22 protein-coding genes are annotated in these 23,281 nt (G+C 34.9%); 11 read left to right on the forward strand and 11 right to left on the reverse strand.

Annotated features, from left to right (window positions below):
* Positions 1–52: 52 nt before the first annotated feature.
* From AC3EA5_RS05575 to AC3EA5_RS05620, 10 genes are read left to right on the forward strand one after another with little or no spacing between them, the layout of a single operon-like run.
* On the forward strand, positions 53–682 hold the full coding sequence (locus AC3EA5_RS05575; RefSeq protein WP_488607417.1) for a sugar transferase: 630 nt from the start codon (positions 53–55) through the stop codon (positions 680–682).
* 5 nt (positions 683–687) lie between these two features.
* Positions 688–1,998, forward strand: a complete 1,311-nt coding sequence (locus AC3EA5_RS05580) for a tyrosine-protein kinase domain-containing protein (RefSeq protein WP_488607418.1) — start codon at positions 688–690, stop codon at positions 1,996–1,998.
* A gap of 12 nt (positions 1,999–2,010) precedes the next feature.
* The gene (locus AC3EA5_RS05585; protein WP_488607419.1) at positions 2,011–2,766 is read left to right on the forward strand and encodes a tyrosine-protein phosphatase; all 756 of its coding nucleotides are present in this window, start codon (positions 2,011–2,013) and stop codon (positions 2,764–2,766) included.
* Positions 2,767–2,811: 45 nt separating this feature from the next.
* Positions 2,812–4,110 carry a lipopolysaccharide biosynthesis protein gene (locus AC3EA5_RS05590; protein WP_488607420.1) on the forward strand — a complete coding sequence of 433 codons (1,299 nt, stop codon included), beginning with the start codon at positions 2,812–2,814 and terminating at the stop codon, positions 4,108–4,110.
* Positions 4,103–5,266 carry an O-antigen ligase family protein gene (locus AC3EA5_RS05595; protein ID WP_488607421.1) on the forward strand — a complete coding sequence of 388 codons (1,164 nt, stop codon included), beginning with the start codon at positions 4,103–4,105 and terminating at the stop codon, positions 5,264–5,266. The genes AC3EA5_RS05590 and AC3EA5_RS05595 overlap by 8 nt, the downstream gene beginning before the upstream one ends.
* Positions 5,263–6,381, forward strand: coding sequence for a glycosyltransferase family 4 protein (locus AC3EA5_RS05600; protein ID WP_488607422.1), 1,119 nt, complete (start codon positions 5,263–5,265; stop codon positions 6,379–6,381). The genes AC3EA5_RS05595 and AC3EA5_RS05600 overlap by 4 nt, the downstream gene beginning before the upstream one ends.
* A complete protein-coding gene (locus AC3EA5_RS05605; RefSeq protein WP_488607423.1) occupies positions 6,378–7,292 on the forward strand; it encodes an NAD-dependent epimerase/dehydratase family protein in 915 nt (304 codons plus the stop codon). The genes AC3EA5_RS05600 and AC3EA5_RS05605 overlap by 4 nt, the downstream gene beginning before the upstream one ends.
* A 15-nt stretch (positions 7,293–7,307) precedes the next feature.
* Positions 7,308–8,933: a GNAT family N-acetyltransferase gene (locus tag AC3EA5_RS05610; protein WP_488607424.1), complete on the forward strand. Its 1,626-nt coding sequence runs from the start codon at positions 7,308–7,310 to the stop codon at positions 8,931–8,933.
* Between the two features lie 42 nt (positions 8,934–8,975).
* Positions 8,976–9,707: a hypothetical protein gene (locus tag AC3EA5_RS05615; RefSeq protein ID WP_488607425.1), complete on the forward strand. Its 732-nt coding sequence runs from the start codon at positions 8,976–8,978 to the stop codon at positions 9,705–9,707.
* Positions 9,662–10,690 (forward strand): polysaccharide deacetylase family protein, encoded by a 1,029-nt coding sequence (locus AC3EA5_RS05620; protein ID WP_488607426.1) that lies wholly within the window; start codon positions 9,662–9,664, stop codon positions 10,688–10,690. Before AC3EA5_RS05615 ends, AC3EA5_RS05620 begins: the two co-directional genes overlap by 46 nt.
* Positions 10,691–11,013: 323 nt before the next feature.
* On the opposite strand, the gene AC3EA5_RS05625 is transcribed toward AC3EA5_RS05620, so the two are convergent.
* On the reverse strand, positions 11,014–11,391 hold the full coding sequence (locus tag AC3EA5_RS05625) for an rRNA methyltransferase (protein ID WP_488607427.1): 378 nt from the start codon (positions 11,389–11,391) through the stop codon (positions 11,014–11,016).
* Positions 11,369–12,064, reverse strand: coding sequence for an LAGLIDADG family homing endonuclease (locus tag AC3EA5_RS05630; protein WP_488607428.1), 696 nt, complete (start codon positions 12,062–12,064; stop codon positions 11,369–11,371). Before AC3EA5_RS05630 ends, AC3EA5_RS05625 begins: the two co-directional genes overlap by 23 nt.
* A 477-nt stretch (positions 12,065–12,541) precedes the next feature.
* On the opposite strand from AC3EA5_RS05630, the gene AC3EA5_RS05635 reads away from it, so the two are divergent.
* Positions 12,542–13,207 carry an HAD family hydrolase gene (locus tag AC3EA5_RS05635; protein ID WP_488607429.1) on the forward strand — a complete coding sequence of 222 codons (666 nt, stop codon included), beginning with the start codon at positions 12,542–12,544 and terminating at the stop codon, positions 13,205–13,207.
* Between the two features lie 96 nt (positions 13,208–13,303).
* Here the strand turns inward: AC3EA5_RS05635 and AC3EA5_RS05640 are convergent, their stop codons facing one another.
* From AC3EA5_RS05640 to AC3EA5_RS05680, 9 genes are all read right to left on the reverse strand, one after another.
* Positions 13,304–15,439: a YhgE/Pip family protein gene (locus AC3EA5_RS05640; RefSeq protein WP_488607430.1), complete on the reverse strand. Its 2,136-nt coding sequence runs from the start codon at positions 15,437–15,439 to the stop codon at positions 13,304–13,306.
* 224 nt (positions 15,440–15,663) lie between these two features.
* A complete protein-coding gene (gene hpaD, locus AC3EA5_RS05645) occupies positions 15,664–16,647 on the reverse strand; it encodes a 3,4-dihydroxyphenylacetate 2,3-dioxygenase (RefSeq protein WP_488607431.1) in 984 nt (327 codons plus the stop codon).
* A gap of 21 nt (positions 16,648–16,668) precedes the next feature.
* Entirely contained in the window at positions 16,669–18,177 is a 1,509-nt protein-coding gene (gene hpaE / locus AC3EA5_RS05650; protein WP_488607533.1) for a 5-carboxymethyl-2-hydroxymuconate semialdehyde dehydrogenase, read from the reverse strand.
* 54 nt (positions 18,178–18,231) lie between these two features.
* The gene (gene hpaI / locus AC3EA5_RS05655; RefSeq protein ID WP_488607432.1) at positions 18,232–19,155 is read right to left on the reverse strand and encodes a 2,4-dihydroxyhept-2-ene-1,7-dioic acid aldolase; all 924 of its coding nucleotides are present in this window, start codon (positions 19,153–19,155) and stop codon (positions 18,232–18,234) included.
* A gap of 36 nt (positions 19,156–19,191) precedes the next feature.
* The gene (locus AC3EA5_RS05660; protein ID WP_488607433.1) at positions 19,192–19,683 is read right to left on the reverse strand and encodes a flavin reductase family protein; all 492 of its coding nucleotides are present in this window, start codon (positions 19,681–19,683) and stop codon (positions 19,192–19,194) included.
* A gap of 40 nt (positions 19,684–19,723) precedes the next feature.
* On the reverse strand, positions 19,724–21,208 hold the full coding sequence (gene hpaB / locus AC3EA5_RS05665) for a 4-hydroxyphenylacetate 3-monooxygenase, oxygenase component (protein WP_488607434.1): 1,485 nt from the start codon (positions 21,206–21,208) through the stop codon (positions 19,724–19,726).
* Between the two features lie 78 nt (positions 21,209–21,286).
* On the reverse strand, positions 21,287–21,676 hold the full coding sequence (locus tag AC3EA5_RS05670; protein ID WP_488607435.1) for a 5-carboxymethyl-2-hydroxymuconate Delta-isomerase: 390 nt from the start codon (positions 21,674–21,676) through the stop codon (positions 21,287–21,289).
* Between the two features lie 20 nt (positions 21,677–21,696).
* Positions 21,697–22,455, reverse strand: coding sequence for a fumarylacetoacetate hydrolase family protein (locus AC3EA5_RS05675; RefSeq protein ID WP_488607436.1), 759 nt, complete (start codon positions 22,453–22,455; stop codon positions 21,697–21,699).
* Positions 22,452–23,243: a fumarylacetoacetate hydrolase family protein gene (locus tag AC3EA5_RS05680; protein ID WP_488607437.1), complete on the reverse strand. Its 792-nt coding sequence runs from the start codon at positions 23,241–23,243 to the stop codon at positions 22,452–22,454. The genes AC3EA5_RS05675 and AC3EA5_RS05680 overlap by 4 nt, the downstream gene beginning before the upstream one ends.
* Positions 23,244–23,281: the final 38 nt, after the last annotated feature.

Here is a 23,281-nt window from a genome sequence, read left to right on the forward strand (position 1 = left end):
GATATTAAAAAAATTATAGGGAGGACAGAATCTGGAAAGAATTCGAACTTTATTGATTAATACATATGATTCGATCTTATATGAGCGGTTTGGTAAACGTTTATTTGATGTGATAATATCGTTACTTTTACTTGTTCTGTTTTTACCATTTTATCCATTCATAGTGATTCTCTTACTCATATTTTCGGGAACGCCTCTGTTATTTAAACAAACAAGAACAGGACATTTAAATCAACCATTTCAAATTATTAAGTTTAGAACCATGAAAAATACCGACAAAAAGATGGTTAAAATTTATACATGGACATATGGTGTTCCAGATGATTTTTTATTTAAGTCTCCTCAAAATACAGAAGTAACAAAGATTGGAGCCTTCTTAAGAAAAACAAGTATCGATGAACTTCCACAAATCATCAATGTATTGCGTGGGGAAATGAGTTTGATTGGACCCCGACCTGAAATTCCTGAGATTACAAATTGTTACAGTGAATTACAGAAAAAACGTTTAATGATGAAGCCGGGAATGACAGGTTGGGCACAAGTCAATGGACGTGCTGACATTTCACACGGTAATAAAATCGAGTTTGATTTGTATTATATCAAAAACGTTACATTTTTTATGGATTTGAAAATTCTCTTGCGTACTATATTGATCATTTTAAAATGCAAGGGGGCATATTAGCCAATATGAAGCAATCCTTTGAAATTAAAGATTTTATTAGTTTATTCAAAAAGAGAAAAAAGATAATCATTTTAACAACTATATATTTATCTCTTATTGGTGGTTTTAGCAGTTTTGCAATTCCCTCAAAGTACGAAGCGAAGACAGATATTCTTGTTAATTTCACAACGGCTAACATAGTTTCTACAGGAGAAATAGACGCCAACTTACGTCTTATTGAAACATACAAATATTTAATGACTAGTAATAGAATATTAAATAAAGTGAATGTTTCTATGGAAGAAACTTATGAGATAGAGGAGTTAAATAAAAAAGTAAAGATTGAATCTAAAATTGATTCTCAAATATTAACTGTATTAGCTGAGGAAAGAACTCCTGAGAAGGCAGCTGAATTAGCAAATACATTAGCAACAACTTTTCAAGAAGAAGTAAAATCTCTAATGAATCTTGAAAATGTCAATATCTTAAGTCAAGCAGTAGTCGGTGAAGATACTAGATCCATAAAACCAATGCCAACTTTATTTTTTATCATTTTTGCAATTATAGGGTTCTTGATAAGCTATTTATTTATACTAATCCAAGAAATGTTTTTCACAGTAATAGATTCAAAAGAAAAAGCCGAGAAAGCTCTATCACTACCAGTTATTGGAGTAATACCTTCAGGCGAAGGAAAACTTATTTCTAAACTAGCTTCACAAGATATTTTTACAGAAACATTTCGTTCAATACGGGCCAATTTAATGTTCATGCTTTCAAAACAACAGGCAAAAACTCTTCTTATTACCAGCGCAGAGTCTGGGGATGGTAAATCATTTGTCAGTGCAAATTTAAGTATTATTTTTGCAATGGATCAGAAAAAAACCATTTATGTGGATGCTGATTTACGAAGAGCGAATGGAAGAAAATTATTTCAGTTGCCTAAGAGAATAGGTGTCACTTCATATATCGAAGGAATCTCTAGTATTGAAGATATCATTCAAACAACTGGAATTTCTAACTTGTCTTTTATTAGTGCAGGACCCGCACCACCAAACCCATCGGAATTATTATCTTCTTCGAAATTCACACATATGTTAGAGGTACTAAAACAAAGGTTTGACATAATAATTGTTGATACTCCTCCATTACTAGTAGCGGATACATTGAATATATCTGCAAATATTGATGGTTGTTTATATGTTATTAATTCAGAGTCATCAAAGATGGATAAGACACTTTATTCTATTGAACAGTTGAAACAAGTACAAGCACCACTTCTCGGAACAATTTTAAATAAAGCAAAAGGTTCCTTCCAAGATAATTCCTATTATTACTAAGGAGTGAAGATTATGCTAATTGATATTCACAATCATATATTACCTGGAATTGATGATGGGCCAACTACCGAATTGGATGCAATTCTTTTACTTCAAAATGCAGTAAAAAACGGGATTACACATATTATTGCTACACCCCATCATCAGAACGGGGTCTTTACCCAAAATGTTAAAGAGGTTAAAAAGTCTATACAAATATTAAACGACTTAATGGAAGAAAAAGAAATACCTGTGGTTATTTTACCCGGTATGGAAGTTCACCTTCACGGAGAAATAATGGATGAATTATATACTAACATATTAACGTTAGCTGATAGTGGTAAATATATTTTGATTGAATTTCCCACACATCAGATTCCCAATTTTACAGAGTCTATATTTTACGAATTACAGTTAAAAGGATATATACCTGTTATTGCACATGCTGAGAAAAACTATGAATTTCGACGGGATCCAAAAAAATTATTTGACTTAATTAATAAAGGTGCCCTTATCCAACTAACTGCTGGCAGCATTACAGGTGCAAATGGTAGGAGGTTGCAAAAGTTCTCACTGAAATTATGTCACTATAAGATGGTTCATTTTATAGCATCAGATTCTCATGATGTGAAACATCGTCCGTTTTTATTAAAACAGGCATATAATATTATTCGCCGAAAAATCGGCAAGCAAATGGTTACATATTTACAACAAAACGCTAAACATGTGTTAGAGGGTGAAGAATTCCAGCCATTCACTCCAACCATCAAAAAGAAATTAAACTTTTAATTAATCGTATGAATTCAGAGTGAAAGAGAGTGAGGCTATAACGAGTTGACAATACTGTATTATTGGAGAAAAAAACTCTTAAACAATACATTTACTCGTAATTTATCTGTTTTAATGGCAGGAACAGCTTTGTCAAATCTCTTAATTATATTGACAACACCACTGTTAACAAGATTGTACACGCCAGAAGAATTCGGGGTATATTCTGTTTTTTTATCACTTTTATTCATGGGTACCATTCTTGTGTCATTAAGGTATGAAACAGCTATTCCACTTCCAGAAGATGATGATGATGCATTTCATTTACTCCTTTTATCAATTGGCATTGCATTTATTGTAAGTGGAATGTTATTTATACTTCTTGTTTTTATCCCTTTAGCTGCTTTCTTAAATGTTCCGACACTCGATGGTTATATGTGGATGCTATCAATAAGCTTGCTTGGCATTGGGACCTTTCATGCATTAAACTCTTTGGCCATCAGAGAGGATCAATATATGGTTATATCCAAAGCTAAAATGAGTATGAACTCTGGACAAATTTCATCTCAATTGGTTCTTGGATTTGTGAATTTGGGTTTGTTAGGGTTACTAATTGGCGAGGTAATTGGTAGAGTGGTGGGTTCACTTGATTATATACGGATGTTTAAAAAAAATAAGTTATTCAAATCTAGATTCAGTTCAAAGACTTTAATAAAGGTTTTAGTTGAGTATAAGTCCTATCCAATCGTTTCAAGTTGGGCAGCTCTAATAAATAGCCTAGGTACACAGCTTCCAATATTTTATTTAGCCGCCCATTTTGATGCTAAAACTGCAGGCTTGTTTTTCCTTGCTCAAAAAATATTAACAGTACCAGAAGGATTAATTGGTTTTTCAGCTGCCCAAGTCTATTTGTCACACGCTGCTCAGACTGCTAGAACTTCGGTAGATCAATTCAAAAAGTTTTTTTGGGACACTGTTATAAAGATGTTTATTATCGGATTTGTAACAGTAGGTCTCGTGGCTCTATTTGCCCCTCTTCTTATTAAACTTGTTTTTGGGGAACAGTGGATACAAGTAGCAGAATTTATACAGATTCTGTCAGTTTTATACTTGATGAAAATTGTGATAAACCCAATTTCGGCAAACTTTTATGTGTTTCATGCACTTGGAAAACAGTTCTTAAGTGAATTAATTCGATTCTTTTTAATATGTCTTTCTTTATTTCTTGCACTAAAACACTTTGAAAGCCCTTCTGCTTCGCTTTTATGTATTAGTTTTATAAGCGCTTCGGGCTATTTAATCCATGGTGTTTTTGCTTGGAGTACCATAAAAATGCAACATTCGGAGGAGTTAAATCTTGATTGAAAGAACACCGTCGTGGATCTCAAAGTTAATATTTTTCATGATGCTCTCAAGTTCTTTCGTCTTAATTGAACCTTCTCCATATGATTTTTTAATGTTACTAGTCGTAGGAAGTAGCCTGATTTTCGGTTTTATGCATTTTGAACGCGAAGTATTTACCCCACTTATTGTTTTGCTATTACTGTTAATTTTTCAATTAATTTCAGTGTTATTTGCAAAAGATATATATATTTCAATTTCCTATTTGGTAATCACCATTTATTTAATGGTTTCATGGGTGGCAATGGTTGGAATTAGTCAAAGGTTTAAAACCTCTTTTTTAAGTATCATATTAAATGGTTATCTTGTATCAGCAGTGTTATCTGCTTTGATCGGAATTTCAGCTTATTTTGGTTTCTTGCCTGAAAACAATATGTTATTAATGTACGGTCGTGCAAAAGCATTTTTTAAAGATCCAAATGTTTTTGGACCCTTTCTTGTCCTTCCGTCTTTATTCGCACTCATTTTATATGAAAAAGAACAGACATTCAGGATAAAAAAAGTTATTTTTGCTCTGCTATTTATAATTCTATTGACTGGAGTATTTGTAAGTTTTTCTCGAGCAGCATGGGGAAATTGGATTTTGTCGTTTAGTATTTATTTTGTTCTAACAAAACAAGAGATATTAATCAAAAGAATAACAACAATAATAAGTTTAGGATTAATTAGTATTCCTATTATGATGTGGCTAGCAAATAGTGCTTTTGTAGAGGAACTGTTTAAGTCAAGATTGAGTTTCCAAGGATATGACGATTCCAGGTTTTCAATACAAAAGGAAGCTTTCATAACTGGCTTGAAAAATCCAATGGGGATTGGTCCTGGACAGTCAGAATTAACGTTTCAAATTGCACCTCATAGTTTGTATGCTCGATTAATTACTGAGAATGGAATTATAAGTCTCTTATTATTTTTGTTTTTTATATTTATTAGTATTCATCAATCCTATAAATCCTACAAACTATCTATTGATCAATATTCTTTGTACTTTTCAGTAATCTGTGCAAGTCTGATTGGTCTTTCTTTTAATAGTTTTTTCATCGACACATTACATTGGAGACACTTTTGGTTATTGTTGGTAGTTGCTTGGTGTGTACCACGACAAAGAGGTGAATACGGTTGAAAATAGCTCAAGTAATTACGACCATTGACACCTTAGGGGGGGCGCAAAATCATGTTCGTGATTTATCCAAGTATTTAGTTGAAAACGGAATCGATGTAACTATCATTTCGGGTTTTGGTAAATATGATGTACCTAAGATGAAGGAGGTGAACTATAATTATTGTCCTTCATTAAAAAGAGAAATAAATCTTATTAATGATATAAAGGCTTTTTTAGAAGTTCGTCGATTACTTAAAGAAATAAAGCCCGATATAGTTGCAACTCATTCTTCTAAAGCAGGGTTAATCGGTCGTCTCGCTGCTTGGTCACTTCGGATTCCAAATGTATTTACAGCACATGGTTGGTCATTTACTGAGGGGGTTTCTTCAAAAAAAAGAAAAATTTATTTAGTCCTTGAAAAAGTAATGGCTAAAATTACTGACTGTATTATTACAGTATCAAATTACGATAAAGACTTAGCCATTAAAAATCGTGTTTTACACCTAAGTAAGGTAGTAACCATTCATAACGGCGTCATACCGTTCCATGATGTGATGATAAGAAGAGATGAAAGTTCATTCGTGGATATTTTGATGGTTGCACGGTTTGATGTCCCTAAAAAACAACTTGCTTTGATAAAAGCTTGTGAAAAACTTGTACATTTACCTTGGCATCTGTCCTTTGTTGGTGAAGGATCTAAGTTAAGTGAAGTTAAGCAATATGTTAAATCCAAAGACATTGATTCGAGGGTGTACTTCTATGGTTCGATGAATTCAGTCGAAGAACCATTAAAGAAAGCAAGTATTTTCGCATTACTTTCTGATTATGAAGGATTGCCATTAAGTATTCTTGAAGCAATGCAAGCCGGATTACCAGTTGTAGCATCAGATGTTGGAGGTGTGCGTGAGGCTGTAATTAATTCGAAAAATGGATTTTTAATTCCAAAGCAAGATCAAAGATTACTTATGTATAGATTATGTCAGTTAATAACTGATGCTAGACTTAGGGAAGAAATGGGTTTAAATGGGAAGGCACTATTTGCAGAGAAGTTTACATTTGAAAGAATGTTTACACAGACATTTAACATATATAAGGAAGTAGTTGACAACTATACAAAAAAGGGGAAGACTCGTTGAAAGTTCTAATCTCAGGTGGTGCAGGATTTATTGGGTCACATGTTGTTGAGGAATGCTTAGCTAAGCAATATGAAATAGTAGTTCTAGATAATTTTAGTTCTGGAAAAAGAGAAAATCTTCCGTTAGATTGCAAAATTTTTAATATGGATATTAACGATGATGGGCTAAAAAATGTATTCGAAGAAGAAAAACCCGATTATGTCATTCACTTAGCTGCACAAGCATCAGTTATGAAATCTCTTGAAGATCCAATAAATGATGGTGTTACAAATATACTTGGAACATTGAGATTGTTAGAGTATTCAAGAATTCATCATGTAAAAAAAGTGGTAATCGCTTCAACCGCAGCTGTTTATGGAAATCCAGAAACATTACCAGTTCATGAAAAATCACCAATCAATCCTTTGTCGTTTTATTCACTATCAAAATGGTCAAGCGAACGTTATGCACAACTTTATGAGACGATACATGGTTTATCTAGTTGCATATTACGGTTTTCAAATGTTTATGGACCTCGTCAAAATGCCTTAGGAGAAGCTGGTGTTGTTTCAATATTTATTAACCAGTTATTTAATAGACATGAGATGTTTATATTTGGTGGTAAACAAACACGTGATTTTATTTATGTGAAAGACGTCGCAAAAGCTTGCCGTATTGCAATGACAAGTGAAAAGACAGGCATTTTTAATATAAGTACTTCTTCAGAAACGTCGATAGATGAGCTTTTTACAATGACATCTCATCTAACAAAAATTAATATCCAACCAAAAAAATATGCATTGAGAAATGGCGAAATAGAGAAAAGTTCTCTAGACAATCAAAAAGCGATAAATATCCTTGGATGGAAAACTACAATGTCTCTAGATGAAGGTTTGAAAGAAACGATTGCTTCATATGATACAAATATGTAATCAGAGGGGGACATGATGAAACTTTATCGTATTGATGAAATCGAACTCTTAGGATCATATAAAAATACCTGGAATCACATATTAGAGGTAAATCAAAATACCAATCCATTTATCGAATTTCAATGGATTGAAAATTGGTGGAGATATTTAGGTAAAACTCTGAATGTGGAAATCTTAATAGTTGAAAAAGATGAAGCGATTATAGCATTTTGCCCTTTTATATTTAATCGGATGAGGAATACCACACTAATTGAGTTTTTAGGACATGGCGAAGCTAATTATATGGATTTTATTGTCTATGATAAAGAACGAGAAGTATCCATTCAGTTTGTATTTGAAGAAATGATGAAATTAGAACCTAAATGTGTTTTTAATCTACATGGTTTATTATCAAGTAGTCCTTCAATGAATATAATTAGTTCGGTTTTAGCAAAAAAAGGGATTGAACCAAGTATATTTCCGGTTATTACCCCGTATATCAATCTGGAAAATATTAATCTAAGTGCTTATTTGAAGAAGAGACGAAAGATTCATGGTCTTGATCGTCGAGAAAAACGTCTTAGTAATTTGGGTAAAGTGAAAGTAAGAATAATTGATCCAAGAGAAATTGAGTATGTTTTTACTTTGCACGATAAGCATTGGAGTCGAAAACAGGATACAAGTCAATTTACGAGTAAAGATCATAAGAAATTTTATACTTCTTTATTAAATACACATGACGTACCTTTGCAAGCAATAGTAGAAGGATTGTATTTAGATGACCAAATGATTGCATTTTCCTATGGTTTTGTATGTAGAGGACGATTCCTTGGATATATTATAGGTCATGATGATGATTTTGGTCTCTATGGTCCAGGTACTATATTGGATAAAGAGTTAATTGCAAATAGTGAGAGTAAATCTATCACTATTTTTGATTTAAGCATCGGTTATGAACCTTATAAGTTTGAATGGAATACAGATGTTGATTACACGAATAATATAGTGTTTTCCACAAATGATTGGCAAACAAAATTCTTTTTTAATGTGTTGAAATATAAAAAACGTTTTAAAGAAATTTTGAAAATGAATTATAAAATTGTTTTATTTAAACGTGAGTTCCTTGGGCAAATAGTATACTTCATAAAAACCGCAAGTCTTATAGACTGGGTGGAATCATTAATCAGATTATGCAGTAGGTTATATTCAAATAGAACTATTTATATCTTTAAACAAAGTGTTAATTTACACGAAGGTTCGGAATATTATCCTCAAAATTTTTATCAAGTTAGGAAGATCCAATCTAACTTGCCACAAATTAATAAGCGATTCTATAACGGATTTTTACCGTATAGCGATACAAGTAACTCATTATTTTGGGTTCAATCTAAAATAATCCGTGTGGATGAAGTTGGTTATTTAAAGCCTTTAGCTAAACAAAGTGTATTTATTTTAGAATGGAAAATACACAAACTTTCCAAAATATCTTCTTATCTACGTCAAAATAATGAAATAAAAGATATTTTTATTCATTTAGATGCTCGAGATAAACATTTAATAAAGCCTTTAAAACAATTAGGTTTCATACATGCAAACAGCATTAGCAAAACATGTTTTCTTTTTAAAACAAGTACAAATGTTATTAACTTAGTCAAATTATAAGGAGTGAACTAAATACTTACACTTATAAGAAATAGCTGGAAAATGAACCTTTTACAAGTATACTATGCATCTAATTTAAAAATTGATAAGACTCAACCTTCTATAATTAGCTATATTAATGCGTTACAGCCAATAACAAATTTGACTGAGCAAGAAACATATCAAATTGATTTGACTTTAACAGAGGAAGAACTGTTCAAAAACATTAATAAATCAAACCGAAGCCAAATCAAAATAGCTGCTACTAAAAAATTTACTCATATAGTTGATACAAATCCAAGCTATCATGACTTAGTTGAATTCCAACAATTCTATAATACTTTCGCTAAAAAAAAGCAAACCCACCTCTGTAATTCCTTTCATCTAAAAACACTACAATTATTACGTGATCAACATGCTCTCGTACTCACAAAGATTTTAGGAGTGCAAAAAGAAATCCTATATTATCGGATTTACTTAACTGATCATATTCATGCATTAACCTTGTATTCAGCTTCTCATTTTAGAATAAATGAATTACCTGAGACAAAAAGACTATATAGTATGGCTAGTCGATATTTATTGTGGAAAAACATCTTGTGGTTTAAGGAATCAGGACATAAAATATATGATTTTGGAAGTTTAACAACCGATAAAAATATTAGGCATTTTAAATTAGGTTTTGGAGGAGAAATAGTTTTGGTGTATTCTGGATACCTATCAACGAATCTAAAAGGTAGCTTTATTCTATGGGCACGAAAAATGAAAATGATTTCACGGTGGAAATATCAATGACTCAACCGGGAAGCTTAATTGTTTCTCTGGATTTCGAACTGAACTGGGGAGTACATGATGTATTTTCAATAAAGGAGTATGGTGAAAATTTACGTGGTGTAAGATTAGCGCTCCCTGAAATCTTGAATTTGTTTCAAACGTATAAAATACACGCAACATGGGGAGTTGTAGGTTTACTTTGCTTTGAAAATAAGGAACAATTGCTTGCAAATTTACCAGATATAAAACCATCCTATAACCAAGCGTCTTTTTCTCCATATGGCAAGCTAGATATGGTAGGGGATAGTGAAGATAATGATCCTCTACATTATGGCGCATCGTTAGTTCGTAGAATTGCTAGAACTCCACATCAAGAAATCGGTACTCACACTTTTTCTCATTATTATTGTTTAGAAGAAGGACAAACACCTGAACAATTCGAAGAGGACCTTAAGGCTTCAATAAAGATATTGCACCAACATGGTTTTGACACTCTATCCTTTATATTTCCACGAAATCAAACCCAAAATAGTTATTTGGAAATTTGTAAGAGATATGGAGTTATGAGTTATCGTGGTAATGAAAAAAACTGGATATATGAGGCAAGTAATTTTAAATCTCAACATCCTGTAAAACGAGTAGTAAGAATACTTGATCACTATGTTAATGTGACGGGACATCATACTTTTAAGTTTAATGAGATAGAAAAGGATCCAATCATTAATCTTCCTTCAAGTCGTTTTCTTCGTCCTTATAATAAGAAATTAAGAGGCTTCGAACCTTATCGTTTGGAGAGGATTAAGAAAAGTCTTACACATGCAGCCAAAAAGGGAGAAATATATCATCTTTGGTGGCATCCCCATAATTTCGGTGTCAATATAGAAGAAAACATGGCATTTTTAAGTAAAATTTTAGAGCACGTTGAGATTTTAAAAAAACAGTGTAAATTTGAAAGTTTAAACATGAAGGAAGCTGTAGAAAAATTGAAGCTTATAGATCCATAACAATTCAAAGTTTGAAACATTGGATTATTTATAGACGTCGTAAGTATTTGAGACACTTTATAAGATCAAACAAACCTTTAAAAGTTTTAGATAAGTTTTTAAAGACCTAAAACGAATAAATAACGAGACTCAATAAGAAGGGTACTAAAGAAATTAACTGTACCTAATGCAGTAATTATAGAAACAATTATAATTTATAGTTTTTATAAAAAATCCAGATTACGTCTCACTGTTTCAAGTATACTTGTCTAATGATACGGAACTTCCCATAATAGATATTATGACCGGGGCGTAGTTTGAAGTTGCTTTATTTATTGATTCATCTATCCTTTCTCTACTCTGTAGCGATAATTCATATTCTTACTTTCCTTAACATCAATAAACTTAACACTGTACTCGATAACATCATTTATAAACAAATCATGATTTTTTGCAAAATCTTTAACTTGCTTTAAAAGTTCGGCGTCATATGTTGTTTTATACTGGACACGATCTTTTGGTCGACTTTCTTTATTAAAAGAAATTGAGTCCTCAACTAACAACGCTTTTAATCCGCTCTCCAGCAAATAATTTACATGTGTATCATTATGTTCGGAAATTTCTTTTAAAGATTCTATAATGGCTTTGCTAATATTTGTACGGAATTTCACTCTGGAATTATCTGTTGTTTGAATTAGTCTACCGTTCATTAATTTCCACATTATTAATCACTCCTTGATTTTTTTGTTTCATTTCATTTAGACGTTGAGTCATTCGTTCTCTTTTATGAGTAATGGTGTTTTCTTTCGCATTTTTATAAATTATTTCTGCAAGCTTTGGAATATCATATTTACCTTTTACCCATATACGATATACACTTCTATTAAGTTTTGTGTATTCTACTGTAATTTCTGATCTTAAGTTCCAGTAAGTAAATACTTTCAAGAGTTCTTTAGCAAATAATTCACTAGCTGATGTGACATTCATAACATATCCGTTTTTTTGCACCCACCCATCACCATCGATAACTCCTCTAACAAATGATGAAAGATATTGTTCAGGAACTTTTGGAAAAGGAACAGTTAATGATTTACATGGAGTAATCCCTAAAAGTTCAAGATCTTGTTTCATTTTCTTTGAATGAATGATTAAAGTTGGCGTTTTTTTCGTTATTCCAAATGAGGTTAGTACATAATCCGCTGCCATATAATTCGCTATTATACGGAGAATGCGCTCATCTTTTTGAGGGAAACAAATGCTATGGTTTTCTTTGACTATATGACCATCAGTAACTAAAATACCTAAAACCCATGCCATTTCATGAGACCAAACTCTAAAAAAGTCTTCATTTACTATGTTTTTTCTTGGTTGACCTGAAGATTGTGCTCGATTCATAGGAACTCCATGCTTATACATAACATTTCGAATAGCTCTGTCTGAAAGACCGGTAACACTCATCATTTCTTTAAATGGAACGTTGCCTTTGTACATTGCAATAATGTCTTCATCTTTGATAGTTGAGTGTCTCGGCATGACCTATCATCATCTCAATCTTAAAAAAGGTTATATCTTAATTATACAAACAGGCGTTCTATTTTGTCCAATTTTTACCCAGTTTATTTCACTCTTAAATTAGTAAATCACACTGTACAATATATTCAGCAAATACAAACTCTTATTTTGGCAGTACACTGTGTTTGAAATTCATAAGATATTGATAGTATCACTTCATTTTTTTCATTTATTAACTACTATCCCCAACCAGTCACTTCAAATAGAAAGAGGAGAAAATCACTCCCCCTCCCTTCTATCTAGTGGCTGGTATATTTTATTCATGGTAAAATAAAGCAATAGAACAGGAGTGAATAATCCATGCGCGTAGCAATATTCGACTTTGACGGTACACTGTATCCTCAAGAAACATACACATTGATGATGAACTACTTAAAGGAACATCCAGTCCATTCCTCTAAATATAAAAAATTTTATAAAGCATTAATGAAACCATACTTAGCATACAAGATGAAGCTTTATCCTGAAGGTAAAATGAAGGCGAAATCAATGCAAATCTATTTAAATGCCTTAAAAGATTTGTCTCAAGAAGAATTAGAAGCTTATTTCATTGAAATGTCACATGGAATGAGCAAAGATCTTAATCAAACGGTTGTTGAACGTTTAAAGAAACACCTAATAGATGGTGATCATGTCCTAGTCGTATCTGGTGCTTTCACAACCATGCTAAATGAAGTGACAAAAGAATATGCCGTTCATCAAGTAATCGGTACAGAAATACCTTATTCTAATGGTAGCCTAGATACAGCTAATGAAATCTTCCACATTCAAGGTATTAGAAAAAATATGATGATTGATCAAGCACTTGATGGGTATGATATTGATTGGGAAAACAGCACAGCTTATGGTGATAGCATTTCAGATATTAGTGTTTTAGAGTTAGTTGGCAATCCAGTTGCAGTTCGCCCTGAAAATCGGTTAAGAACGATTGCTGAAGAACGTAAATGGGAAATTCTTTGGGACTAATATATGTTAGCGCGTAATAAGTTCTTCATTTCCATATAATTAAAAAATCCCCGTTGGAAAGCTATATTCCAGCGGGAATTTCATTTTAATTGTTATTTATACTGCAACAGCAACTTGTGCGTGTCCTTTTTTGTAGAAGAACAGGAATGCTACTAATGTTAAAAGGGCAAACCCTACTAAGAACATGAATAAGACGAATACATTTGCTAATAAGAAGCTCGTATCGCCTAAAGAAATGATGGATTTGAAGCCTGCATTCGAATACGTCAAAGGTAAGAATTTACTTAGTGCTTGTAAGTTTTCAGGCAACATTGGAATTGGAAGATTTGAACCTGTCGTCGACAGTTGTAACACTAAGAATGCTAATGCAACAAAGCGACCCACGTTTCCACCCACTACAACTAGGAAGAAAACAATCGCCATAAAAGTCAAACTTGTAAAGACAGAGAATAAAACAAATGTAACCACACTATCTACTTGTAGCTGTAAGAAGAGCAAGGCAAATAATGAAACGAGTAAGCCTTGTGCGATTGCAAAAATTGACAAGTTCATCAATTTACTTGCATACCAGCTATAAGCTGAACCAGGAGTTACGACTGGCTTTTTGAAATCAATAACAAAAGATAAGATGAGAATACCTACGAATAAAGCAAGTGAAAGGATATATGGTGCAGTAGAATCACGGTAATAATTCAACCCATTTACTGTTTCACCACTTAAGCCTACTGGATTAGAAAACATCGCAATATTCGCATCTGTTACTTGAATTTGAGCAATTTCATCTGCTCCACCAGCAAGTCCAGTAGAAAGTTCTTTACTACCAGATTGTAATTGTTTTGCACCGTTATCTAAAGTTGTTACACCAAGTGTCATCGCTTCCCATCCTGTAGCAACAGTAGAGTTACCTGTGCTAATTTGAGAAAGTCCACTTTGAAGACTAGAGACACCGTTGTTTAATTTTGTCCAAGAGGATGCTACGGAAGCGTTTCCATTTGCTACTTGATTTGCTCCTGCTTGTAACTTGTCTATACCTGCTGCTGCAGCAGTCTGACCTGCTACTAATTGAGCTAGACCATTGCTTACTTGTTTAGAACCAGCAGCAGCTTGAGTAAGGCCACCAGCTAACTGTTCAGCACCCGCTTTTAATGGTTGTACCTCTTGGTCAAACTGAACCAAACCTTTTGTGATCGCATCACTAGTTCCAACCAATGTCATAAACTCTACATCAGTCGCTAGTTCGGGATGCTTAGCAAGAAAAGCTTTCATTCCGGCAGTCAAACCTTGTGAACCAGCAGCTAATTGTTTCGTCGTTTCTGTTACTTTAATCATTCCATTTTGTATTTGCATACTGCCAGGAACTAATTTAGATTCTAATCCTGATGTTAAACCATTGCTACCTTCATTTGCAGCTTTTAATCCACCAAGGATTTGTGCGGAACCTGTTTTTAGTTCGTCAACACCTTGAGCTAAGCTTTTAGAACCAGCAGCAAGTTTATTGATATCTCCAGTACCGCCTCGTATAGAACTAAGTAATTGACCCGCTCCACTTTCAGCAGTCTGTGCCCCATTTGCAAGTTTTTGAATGTCTTCAGATTTATCTGTAAGAGATTTTAATAAAAGACTTGTCCCATCAGATAATGATGTTGTACCCTCGAATATCTTTTGAGAACCATCTGCTCCTGAAGCAAAACCTGTGTTAATTTCACCAAATTTCGAAAAAAGAGTGCGAGTATATGTTTCTGTGATTTTATTACCTAATTGTTCTCTAATTTTTTCAGTTGCACTTCTAGTTACTTGTGCAGCCATGAAGTTAAGCCCTTCATTTTGAATATATTTCAATTCAGGAACTTGAGGATTTGCATCCAAAACGGTTGTTACTTTTTGTGAAAAGTCTTTTGGAATTTCAATTACCATATAATAATCTTGTGTTTCTAACCCTTTTTGAGCTTCTTCAGAAGAAACAAAAGCCCATCCGAGTGTATTACTTTTCTTTAAGTCCGCTACTAAATCATCGCCAACGTTGATTGGATTAACCCCAGAAGTTGCTCCTTCATCATTGTTAACTAACGCAACAGGTAGATTATTTAAATAATCATATGGTCCCCATGTAGAAGACAATAAGACTGCCACGTAAACGATCGGAATTAATAACACCCCAATCAAGCTAAACAATACCCCTTTTTGAGCTTTTAATTTAGAAAGCTCCATTCCTAACAAACGAAAACCGTTCATACATTACCCCCGTAATCAAAATGTGTGTTCTCTCTACCCTATAAACTGAATAACTATTCATTTTATAAGTATTATGTATATTCTGAATACAGTGATAAAACTCCTGCAAGATTTCCTTTGTTTTGAAAATATTTATTCAAAAATGTCATTCAACTAGTTAAAAAGTTTTATTAAACACGAAAATACCCTCTGAACATTCAACTGTTCAAAGGGTATTTGTATTTTCAAACCATGATTTCAGGTTTTCTTTGCGCTAAAACAGGCTGATTATATTCAACAACTTCGCCTGTTTCAATATCTATGAAAGTACTTGCTTCATTAAACCAACGATCCGGTGCTTCATGCCCCCAGAACGTTTGGCGCAATGGATCATTTAAATCCCATTTCTTTGGTTTTAAATCGGGATCCGTTGTTAAATAATCGCCGGTGTAAAGCTCAATGCGATGTCCATCTGGATCTCGTAAATATAAGAAAAAGGCATTAGATAATCCGTGTCGTCCTGGACCACGTTCAATGGATTGAGCGTAACCCATACTCGCTAAAACATCGCAACAATCTAGAATGCTCAGTCGGTCCGATAATGAATATGCAAAATGATGAAGTTTTGGTCCTGGACCACTCATAAAGGCGTGATCATGTACGGTCGGTTTACGGAATAACCATGCTGCCCATAAGTCTCCATTTTCCGTTTCCGTATACTCAGAACAAGAGAAACCTAGTTGCTGTGTATAGAAATCATATGCTTTTTGAACATCTGGTACGGCACAATTCACATGATCTATTCGTTGTATTTTTGCTCCCTTATACAAATCGTATCGTTGAAGCATACGGTCAACTATTTCCATTTCGGCATAAAATTCGAGCGGAATACCCGAATTATCATGAACACGAAGTGCTCTTCCAACAGCATGCTGTTGACCTTTAGGTAACCATTTCGTTTTTAATCCTTGAGATAAAAATAGCTTCTCAAGTTCATCTAAATCTTGCTCTTTTTGAACTTTGTAACTAAGTACTTCCACATGGGCAGCATTTGCTTTCTTTAATAACAAACTGTGATGGGAATGCTCTTCTAAGCCTCTTAAATAAACATGATTTTCATCACTTTCTGTTTCAATCATGCCTAAACCATTCACGTAAAATTCACGAGATGCCTGTAGATTCGTAACATGGAGTACGGTTCTCGCGATACGGATAATTGAAAAATCCATTAAGTTCACCACACATTCTTTTTATTTTCCGAATTGCTGTATATGATGCTCTGCAATTGATACATGGATAATCTTTTGTTCTGTATAGAACTCGAATCCGTAATGTCCACCTTCACGACCGATTCCTGAGTATTTAGATCCCCCAAAAGGTGTTCTCAAGTCACGAACGTTTTGTGCGTTTACCCACAACATGCCCGCTTCAACTTTATGAGCAACACGATGGCCTCGTTTTATATCGTTTGTCCATACATAACCAGCTAGACCATATTTAATATCATTCGCAAGCTTAATCGCTTCTTCCTCGTCTTTAAACGTCATGACAGTTAATACTGGACCGAAGATTTCTTCTTGAGCTACGCGCATATGATTTTTTGCATTTAGAATAATTGTTGGTGCTACAAAGTTCCCTTTAGCAATCTCTTCTGGAATATCAGCTGTAATCACTTCAGTTCCTTCATCACTAGCAATATCTAAGTAACCCCGCACCTTATTAAAATGTCCTCTATCAATAAGGGGTCCCACTTCAACGGCTGAATCTAAAGGGTCACCAATTTTAATTTTTGCCACACGTTTCTTAAGAGCTGCGATAAACTCATCTTTAATTCCTTCTTGAATAAACAATCTAGAGTTCGCCGTACAGCGCTCACCATTAAAGGAGTAAACCCCCCACACACAGGCATCTAACGCACGTTCAAAATCTGCATCATCAAAGACGATAATCGGTGATTTACCACCGAGCTCCATTGAACAACTTTTCAATGTATCTGCACTATTTTTAATGATTGTAGACCCTGTTTTAGTTTCGCCTGTGAATGAAATAAGTTGAACATCAGGATGTTTAACGAGTGCATCACCAGCTGTTTCTCCATAGCCATGTACCACATTGAATACACCTTTCGGCAATTCTGCTTTATGAATGACTTCAGCCAATAGATTAGCTGAAAGTGGAGAAAGTTCTGCGGGTTTTAATACCACAGTGTTTCCTGTTGCAAGAGCTGGTGCAACTTTCCACGTTTCTAACATGAATGGGGCATTCCAAGGCGTGATTAATCCTGCAACACCAACTGGAGCGTTAATTGTATAATTGATAAACTCATCGTCTACTTGGTACGCATCACCGACAAGACGGCTTTCAACCATGCGTGCATAAAATCTAAAGTTTTCAGAAGCTCGACTAACCATTTTTCTTGTTTGACTAATGGGTAGGCCAGTGTCAAGAGATTCTAGATAAGCAATTTTCTCGACTTCTTCATCGATTAAGTCTGCAATACGGTAAATGTAAGCCATTCTTTTAGTCAGTTTCATCGTTTTCCATGGACCATTATCGAAAGCTTCACGAGCAGCTGCTACAGCTTTATGAATATCTTCAACCTGCCCTTCAGCCACTTCGTTAATTTGTTCATTTGTAAACGGGTTCATATTCTTAATCGTTGCTCCATTAGAAGCAGGTGTAAATTCCCCGTTAATATATAACAAGATATTGCTTTGTGTTTCATGTTTATATGAAACTTTTTCACGAGAAGATACCATATGAATCACCTATATCCTTCATTTATTGTCACGATTCAGATCTGTAAATCTTGACTATTTAACAGCTGCTTCTTTTGGCAATTTCCCTAGATCAATCAGAGTGTCACGAACTTCAGTAACTAATTGTTCAGATGGGAATCCTAATGGCAATCGAAGTTTTGGGTTAATTTTACCCATCATGCCAAGTGCAACTTTAACTGGGCCAGGATTTGTGTCTTTAAATAACACATCATTTAAATTCATTAATTCAAAATGAAGATCCTGTGATCGAGCCACGTCACCCGCTTCCCAGGCATTATAAAGTTCAGCTACTTTTACAGGCTCAACATTCGCTGTGGCACTAATAAAGCCAGCACCGCCAATTGCGAGCATCGGATAGCAGAGAAGTTCAATGCCTGAATAGAGAAGGAAATCTCTTCCGCAATTCAGCAATACACGATTAACATGTTCGAAATCCTTATTTGCTTCTTTTACACCAACGATATTTGGACAATCTTCCGCTAATCTCTTCATCGTTTTCACTTCCATATTGACAGCAGAACGACCTGGAATGTTATAAATAATGATGGGTGTTTCAACTGAATCTGCAACTGTTTTAAAATGCTGATACAGAGCTTCTTGATTTGGTTTATTGTAATAAGGAACGATAACCATCGCTGCGTCTGCACCGATTTCTTCCGCATATTTCGTTAGCTCCATCGTTTCATCGTGGTTTGTCGAACCAGTTCCTGGAGCGAAGAACACGCGACCATTAATGGTCTTTTTAGCTAAATCCATTACATGTTTTCTCTCAGCGAGTGTTAGCGAGCTTGGCTCACCACTCGTTCCTGTCACAGATATACCGTGACTACCACTTTCAATTTGCCAATTAATTAACTCAACAAATGCTTTTTCATCTATTTCACCGTTCTCTGTAAACGGGGTAATAACTGGACAAATTGAACCTCTTAATTTCTTCTTAGCTTCTTCGTATGCCAATAATATCTACTCCTTTCATATTGAATCCAGCGTATGTTAGATTTCTAGTTCTTTTAATTCGCGGTATTTACCTTGGCTATAGATTAATGGATCTTTTTCTTCTAATTGAATGCCTGTTACTTGGCCAATAAATACGGTGTGATCTCCGACAACATACTCGCTATGCAGGTCACACGTTATGACAGCTAATGAGTCGGCAAGAGTTGGAACGCCCATATAAGTAACAAATTGAACTTCATGCTCTAAGTTCAGTTGACCAGAAAATTGTTTCGACTCATTTTGTTGAGCCGACGATAGAACATTTACTGCGAATTGCTTTGAATCTTTAATAAATCCTAGCATTCTAGCATTTTCTCCCACACTAATTGCGATAAGTTTCGGCTTTAAGGAGATAGACATAAATGCATTCGCTGTCATACCATGAACCTCGCCTGAGACTTCAGTTGTGATAACTGTTACTCCTGTTGCGAAACTTCCCATCGCATTTCGAAATAATCGATCATCTATTTCTTGCTCTTTTAAATGCATCTTTAAATCTCCTCTCTTCATGTAAGAAATGAAATCGGTGTTATGAGAAAATACCTGCTTCTTTCTTCGTTCGATTTAAGAAGTCATTGACCATGTTTTTGTAGGGTTCTTTATCGAACTGATCATAATATGCATTTGACATTCGCACGGGGTCACCGAAGAAATAGTACTCATACAATGCTTGACGATTTCCGAACGCACTGATTGAAATATCCCAGGCTAAGCGGAATAGTTGTACTTTTTCCTCGCCATTGATATTAGCCCCTTGTGTATATCGATGAATTAGAGCACCAACTTCTGCATTGCTAAAGTCAGCTTCTGTAGGAAGTGCCATTAAACCGGATGCGCCGAAAATCTTAATGATTTCGTTCATTCGTTGATACATTTTCGGATACCAGTTGCGAGCTGCATTTAAAGGTTCAAAGTCAGGCGTCATATTGCCGTACTGATCGATTTTCGCATTATGTTCAGCACGGTATAAATGAGAACGCATCACTTCTAAAATAATCATGATTTCACTTGCTTTTTCTTTCACATGCATGAATTGATTAATACCGATTGCTTCCATCATATTAATCACAACACCAAGTACAAACTCGGTTTTAACGATATGTTTTGCGATAACTTGATGCGTCATATGAATAACGGCATTTGTTTCTGTATATGTGCGGTTACAAATATCGGTACTTTCGCTTACGAAAACGCGTTCCCATGGTACAAACACATCTTCAAACGAAATAATGGCATCACTTTCATCAAAACGAGCACCTAGCGGGTGATCCCACTTGCTCTTTCCATAATCGAATGATTCACGAGACAAGAATTTTAAGCCGGGTGTATTATTTGGAATGGCAAAAGCAAAGGCAAAAGGATCATCTGTTGTCCCTGGTGTTTTATTAATCGTAGATGGGAATACAACAAGCTCATCTGTAATTCCACCGAGAGTAGCTAAAAGACGACATCCATTCACAATGATTCCATCAGCTGTCTTTTTCGTAATACGAGCAGATAAGAACGGATCTTTTTGTTCAGATTGAGTTAGCATGGATCTGTTTACTTGAGGATGAATTAACGTGTGCGTTAAGCTGATGTCATTTTCACGCGCATATTCATAATAATCACGTGCGTTTTTAGCAAATTGAGCACTTCCGCCACCTTCTTGTGCGAAAAACTCACTTGCTGTACCAAAAGCCATGATACTTGCATTTAAATAGTCAGGAGAACGACCCATCATTCCTCCTGAGAATGCTGCCCACTCCGAGTTCATTTCGCGACGTCTAAACAAGTCTTCCTTTGTTTTTGGTGCAATAAAAGATAGCCCGACTTTGTTCCCAGTTGTTGGAGAAGTATATAACATCTTATCTGCTTTCTCATGCTGTAAATCATAAAGACCTGCTACACTTTCAACGACATTTTTAAATGCTGGATGAGTGGTAACGTCCTCTACTTTTTCCCCATGAATCCATACTTCTGTCTTTCTATTCTTAACGCCTTCAATATATTCTTTCCCTGTACGTGCGCCCATTCTTTTCCCTCCTCAATAAAATCAATCAGCAATTCTAGTTAATTTATAGTTTAAATATTCCGAAATCTAAAATCGTAGTTATTCCTTTTTAAATCTTGTATGAATATTATTTTGTTTATAAGTCCCGGCTTCACTGAATTCGATTAATTCCATTGATAACGCTAAGTAACGTGTAGACATGAGACAGGCAAAATGGTCTTTCATTACTTCAAACATTGCATCACAAGCTTCTTTTTTTACCTCTTCAGTCCGTCCTGCTCCTATTTTAAATACGGCATGGACGAATGCATCGTCTTCTTCCCCATCTGCGACTCGGTAATCATGTATTTCAATTGCTCGAGAACGTATGCCACCTATCGGGAAATGGCTGCCTCTGTCGATTAGCACTTGATGAATTTTTTCGAAAAGGAATGGTAAATTCGCTTCTTTTTTAATGTTATCCGTGTATTCAACAATAAAGTGTGGCAAATAGAGAACCTCCTTTCACCTTAACGATTTGTAAAGGCTTCATCTCCGATAATGGTATTTACTAGTCTGCCAATGCCCGCTATTTCAGTTACTATGACATCTCCAACTGCGGTATCAACTGAACCTTTCGGTGTACCAGTTAAAATGACATCATTTTCACTTAGCGTCATAAAACCGCTTAAATACTCAATAAGAGTTGGAATGTCAAAAATCATATCTGCAGTAGTTCCTTCTTGAACAAGCTGATCGTTGACATGTGTCGTTAATTTCAAGTTCATAGGATTCTCAATTTCACTTGCATCAACTAACCAAGGACCAAATGGCGTACATCCATCTCGATTTTTAACGCGCAAATTTGGACGGTAATAGTTTTCTAAGTAATCTCTAATCGCATAGTCATTCGCCACGCTATATCCTTTTACATACTGATACGCGTCTTCTTTTTTTACATGCCTGGCTGTTTTCCCAATAATAACTGCAAGTTCACACTCATAATGCATATACTCAACGTCTGATGGTCTGCGTGTCTGTGCATTATGGCCAATAAATGTGTTTGGTCCTTTTAAAAACACCAATGGTTCGGTCGGTGCATCAAATGCCAATTCTGCTGCATGATCCGCGTAATTTAGACCTAATGCAAAGACAGTCCGTGGTTCAACGGGAGTCAGCCATACAACTTCACTTTGATCAACAATCCGTCCATCATCTAATTGAAGTCGACCTTCCCATTCATTTGCTTCGTGGATGGAGCCATTATATGAAATTCGTGCTTTTTTCATTGAGCACCCCTCCAAATGAATGATTGTTCTTCCACAATGACATTTTCTAAACCGCCTAAACCTTCTATTTCGATTCTAACTTTATCTCCAATTTTAGCTAGTGGTGCATTTTCGGGAACCCCTGTAAGTAATACATCTCCAGGATTTAATGACATGAATTCCGTGACATCTACAAGTAACTGAGATACTGTACGAATTAAATTTTTTGTGGAGTTCTCTTGTTTTAACTCATCATTTATGTAGACACGAATGGTCAAATTATCAGGGTCATGTAGCTGGTTTTTTTCCACAATCCATGGACCGATTGGGCAGAACCCATCGCGAGCTTTGTATGAAACAGCCGGTCGGAACAAGCTTTCATGTGGAATGCTAATATCGTTTCCAATGGTATAACCAGCAATATAGTTCAGTGCTGTTTCTTCATTCAATGCAACGGCTTTCATTCCAATAACAATACCAAGAGAGGCGCCAATCTCAAGATGCGTCATACCTGGTGGCATTGGAATTCCATTACCTTGTCGATTAAAGGTATTAGCCGGTTTAATGTAAAGAATGGGTGCTTTTGGCGGCGAGGCATATGGTTTTTCATGCACTTGATTTCCTAACTGCTCAAGCGCACCTTTATAGTTTAATAATGTGCCGTAAACAGTTCCGTTTATTGGGGTATCTAGTTGAACGTCATTTATATGGAACGATTGATCCCCTATGGTGAATGTATTATTTTTCGGGTCAACCTCAATTGATTCGAAATGATTTGAACCTAAAAGTTTCATCTTTGCTTTGATCACGTATTCCACTCCTCTAGTTATCAGTCGTTCGATAACTA

It is taken from the genome of Paenisporosarcina sp. (assembly GCF_057785155.1).

Coding starts and splice junctions, on each gene's coding strand:
- AC3EA5_RS05580 (WP_488607418.1), top strand. CDS start 688: ATGAAGCAATCCTTTGAAATTAAAGATTTTATTAGTTTATTCAAAAAG.
- AC3EA5_RS05585 (WP_488607419.1), top strand. CDS start 2,011: ATGCTAATTGATATTCACAATCATATATTACCTGGAATTGATGATGGG.
- AC3EA5_RS05610 (WP_488607424.1), top strand. CDS start 7,308: ATGAAACTTTATCGTATTGATGAAATCGAACTCTTAGGATCATATAAA.
- AC3EA5_RS05615 (WP_488607425.1), top strand. CDS start 8,976: ATGAACCTTTTACAAGTATACTATGCATCTAATTTAAAAATTGATAAG.
- AC3EA5_RS05620 (WP_488607426.1), top strand. CDS start 9,662: ATGGGCACGAAAAATGAAAATGATTTCACGGTGGAAATATCAATGACT.
- AC3EA5_RS05625 (WP_488607427.1), bottom strand. CDS start 11,391: ATGTGGAAATTAATGAACGGTAGACTAATTCAAACAACAGATAATTCC.
- AC3EA5_RS05630 (WP_488607428.1), bottom strand. CDS start 12,064: ATGAATCGAGCACAATCTTCAGGTCAACCAAGAAAAAACATAGTAAAT.
- AC3EA5_RS05635 (WP_488607429.1), top strand. CDS start 12,542: ATGCGCGTAGCAATATTCGACTTTGACGGTACACTGTATCCTCAAGAA.
- AC3EA5_RS05640 (WP_488607430.1), bottom strand. CDS start 15,439: ATGAACGGTTTTCGTTTGTTAGGAATGGAGCTTTCTAAATTAAAAGCT.
- hpaD (WP_488607431.1), bottom strand. CDS start 16,647: ATGGATTTTTCAATTATCCGTATCGCGAGAACCGTACTCCATGTTACG.
- hpaE (WP_488607533.1), bottom strand. CDS start 18,177: ATGGTATCTTCTCGTGAAAAAGTTTCATATAAACATGAAACACAAAGC.
- AC3EA5_RS05660 (WP_488607433.1), bottom strand. CDS start 19,683: ATGCATTTAAAAGAGCAAGAAATAGATGATCGATTATTTCGAAATGCG.
- hpaB (WP_488607434.1), bottom strand. CDS start 21,208: ATGGGCGCACGTACAGGGAAAGAATATATTGAAGGCGTTAAGAATAGA.
- AC3EA5_RS05675 (WP_488607436.1), bottom strand. CDS start 22,455: ATGAAAAAAGCACGAATTTCATATAATGGCTCCATCCACGAAGCAAAT.